Annotated in this window: 3 protein-coding genes; 2 read left to right on the top strand and 1 reads right to left on the bottom strand. The window is 56.2% G+C overall.

Going from position 1 to position 3,726, the window contains the following annotated elements; genetic code table 11:
• Window positions 1-409, bottom strand: a 409-nt coding sequence (locus QCH34_RS08650; RefSeq protein ID WP_300332917.1) for a flavodoxin family protein, incomplete at its 3' end; no start/stop codon positions are given.
• 82 nt (window positions 410-491) lie between these two features.
• Here QCH34_RS08650 and QCH34_RS08655 point away from each other — a divergent pair.
• Entirely contained in the window at window positions 492-1,478 is a 987-nt protein-coding gene (locus tag QCH34_RS08655) for a PAS domain S-box protein (protein ID WP_300332920.1), read from the top strand.
• 49 nt (window positions 1,479-1,527) lie between these two features.
• Window positions 1,528-3,726: excinuclease ABC subunit UvrA (gene uvrA / locus QCH34_RS08660; RefSeq protein WP_300332921.1), on the top strand; the 2,199-nt coding region annotated here is incomplete at its 3' end.

Consider the following 3,726-nt stretch of genomic DNA (forward strand, 5'->3'; position numbering starts at 1 on the left):
TCACGCCGTTCTGGTACTCCGCCACCTCTTCGGCAAGCGCTCCCCCGGCAGTTGAGAGGCTGCACCCATATCTCCCGGTGAGCCTCTGGCAATGCACGGCATCGGCAAGGCGGTCAAAGAAGGTCTTCAGCTGTGCAGTCACCGAGTTGATGTAGACGGGAGAGGAGAAGATGATCCCGTCTGCATTGAGGAACTGGTAATAGACAGATTCAAAATCATCGTCAAGGACACAGGAGCCGGTATTATAGCAGCTCCCACACGCATTGCAGTACCCGATATCCAGCTCACAGATATCAACCACCGTGGTGCTGGCACCTGCCTCTTCCGCACCCTCACATGCGGCGAGGAGGAGTTGTCTTGTCGAGCTCGAGGAACCTCTCGGGCTTCCGTTGAATGCAAGAATCTTCATGAAAGAGAGATTCCGGTTCAGTGAATATAGACCTTTGCATTCGTTAATTATTTAAATTGATGGATGGAAGTACACTACCATCATGAATAGTACCCATCTACCTTCTTTCGGAGACGCACTTGAGGACGGCATCCTGATCGCAGATGGGAATACAATCACCTATGCAAACGATGCATTCAGGAGGCTCGCCGGTGAGGGGATCTGCGATGTTCACGATCCGCTCTTCCTCTTTCTCTCCATACTCAGAGAGAACGGGATTTCGGATCAGGCGGTTATTGCAGAGGTGAAGGATGCCCTCGCCTCGAAGACTCCGCTCAGGGGAAAAGAGCTCGTGCTCCAATCACCATCCGGTGAGCGGCAGTGGTACGAACTCTCGATCAGGGAGATCGAGGGGGATAACACACTCTGGTTCTTCCGCCAGATCACCCGCTGGAAGGAGGCGGAGGCGATGCTCAGGGAGAACGAGGAGAAGTACCGCCTCCTCTTCCATGGAGGGAATGACGGGATCGTCGTCTATACCATCAGCAGAAAAGGTGAACCGGAGGCATTCATCGAAGTGAATGATATCGCCTGCCGGCGGCTTGGGTACACGAGGGATGAGCTCCTCTCCAGATCCCCGCTCGATATTGTACCTGCCGGGCGTGTCGGGGAGATCCTGAGAGAGGTGAAGAAGCTGCTCGTCTCGGATCAGATCCTCTTTGAGACCGAACAGGCGAGAGCTGATGGATCGCTCTGCCCGGTTGAGATCAATGCCCACGGGATGATGCTCGGCGGCAGGAGGGTGATCGTCTCCATCTCACGGGATATAACCGAGCGGCGGCGGGACTTTGGGATCAAGCAGACGGCATACCGCCAGATCGAGGAGAATATCGAACAGTTCGCCGTTCTGGGAGATCATATCAGAAACCCGCTCACCGTCATCCTCGGATATGCAGGATGCGGGGATGAGGAGATTGGAGAAGAGATCCGGATGCAGGTGGAGATTATCAGGGGCTATCTTGACCAGCTGGATCAGGGGTGGATCGAGTCGGAGAAGGTGAGATCATTCCTGAGACGCCACTACCGTTGACAGCATCTCTATACCTATTACCATCCATGATCAACAGGTACAATCACTGATGAAAGACTTAATTGTTCGTGGAGCCCGTGAGCATAACCTGAAGGATATCACCGTTATCCTCCCCCGTGACCAGCTGATCGTCATCACCGGCGTCTCGGGTTCAGGGAAGTCCACGCTTGCCTTTGATACCATCTATGCCGAAGGGCAGCGGCGCTATGTCGAATCCCTCTCGGCATATGCCCGCCAGTTCCTCGGCCAGATGAATAAGCCCGATGTCGATGCGATCGAAGGGCTCTCCCCTGCAATATCGATAGAACAGAAGACGACCTCGAAGAACCCGAGGAGCACTGTCGGGACGGTCACCGAGATCTATGACTATCTCAGGCTCCTCTTCGCAAGGGTCGGAATACCGCACTGCCCCGAACATGGAATTGCGATTGAATCCAGATCACCCCAGCAGATCGCAGATGCCATCGCAGCACACGGAACCGGGATGGTCACCATACTGGCGCCGGTTGTGAGGCAGAAGAAGGGAACCTATGCAAAGATCATAAAAGATCTCGATTCTGAAGGTTTCTCCCGCGTCAGGGTGGATGGGATCATCCACAGGACCGACGAGGATATCCCACTCGAACGTTATGTGAAGCATGACATCGAGATCGTCATCGACCGGCTCGATCCGGCCGAGACCTCCCGTCTTGCCGAGGCATGCGAGACCGCCGTGAAGCGTTCAGGGGGGCTTGTTATCGCTGCCTTTGAGGACGGGTCAGAAGAGACCTACTCTGCCACGATGGCATGCCCGATCTGCGGCTTCTCTGTTGAGGAGCTCCAGCCCCGGTTCTTCTCATTCAACAGTCCCTTTGGGGCATGCGAGACCTGTAACGGTTTGGGGTTCCAGATGCGGTTTGATCCCGACCTGATCATCCCGGATAAGCACCAGAGCATCGCAGACGGTGCAGTGGCATTATACCGGAACTTCCTTGACGGGTACAGGATGCAGTATCTCGGATCTGTTGCCGAACATGCCGGGTACACGATCCATACCCCGATCCGTGAGCTGACTGATGCGCAGCTCCATTCTCTGCTGTACGGATCAGACGATCAGATCCGCTTCTCCATGAAGATGAAGCAGGGGGATGCCGAATGGTCACACAAGGGAATTTGGGAAGGGCTGATCCCCCAGTCCGAACGGCTGTACAGGGAGACGAAATCCGAGTACAGGAGGGAGGAGCTTGAGAAGTTCATGCGGGTCACCCCCTGCCCCTCCTGCGGGGGATTGCGGCTGAAGAAGGAGGTGCTCGCGGTGAAAATCCACGGGTACTCAATTGCTGACGTAACCGACCTCTCGGTTGGAAAAGCACTCGCCTTCTTCACCGATCTTCCCCTCACCCCGAAGGAGGAAGAGATTGCACGGCAGGTGAAGAAGGAGATCCGATCCCGCCTCCTCTTCCTCGAACGGGTGGGACTGTCATACCTCACCCTCTCACGAAACGCTGGCACCCTCTCAGGGGGCGAAGCGCAGCGGATCCGGCTTGCCACCCAGATCGGATCAAACCTGATGGGCGTCCTCTACGTGCTCGACGAGCCTTCAATCGGCCTCCACCAGCGGGATAACCACCGCCTGATCGAGACCTTAAAACACCTCCGCGATCTCGGCAACACCGTCCTCGTCGTCGAGCATGACGAGGATACGATCAGGCATGCAGACTGTATCGTGGATATGGGGCCGGGGGCCGGGATCCACGGAGGCGATATCATCGCGCTCGGATCCCTTGATGATATCATTAACGCAGAAGACTCCCTCACCGGCCAGTACCTCTCCGGCAGGATCACGATCCCGGTACCGACAGAACGCAGGCTGAAAGGACCCTGTATCAGGCTCACCGGCTGCACCGAGCATAACCTGAAGGATATCAGCTGCGAGATCCCGCTCGGACTCTTCACCGTCATCACCGGGGTCTCTGGATCCGGAAAATCAACCCTCATCTACGAGACCCTGTACCCGGCCCTGATGAACACCATCCATGGCTCCCGGAAGGATACCGGCGCCTTTACCTCGCTCACGGCAGACGAGGAGATCGACAAGGTGATTGTCATCGACCAGAGCCCGATCGGGCGGACACCCCGATCGAATCCCGCCACCTACACAAAGGTCTTTGATGAGATCAGGAAGATCTTTGCCGAGACGAAAGAGGCGAAGGTCCGGGGATACAAGCCGGGGCGGTTCTCCTTCAATGTGAAAGGGGGGCGGTGCGAG

This window comes from Methanocalculus sp., from assembly GCF_029762515.1.
In the GTDB taxonomy this organism is placed as follows: domain Archaea; phylum Halobacteriota; class Methanomicrobia; order Methanomicrobiales; family Methanocorpusculaceae; genus Methanocalculus.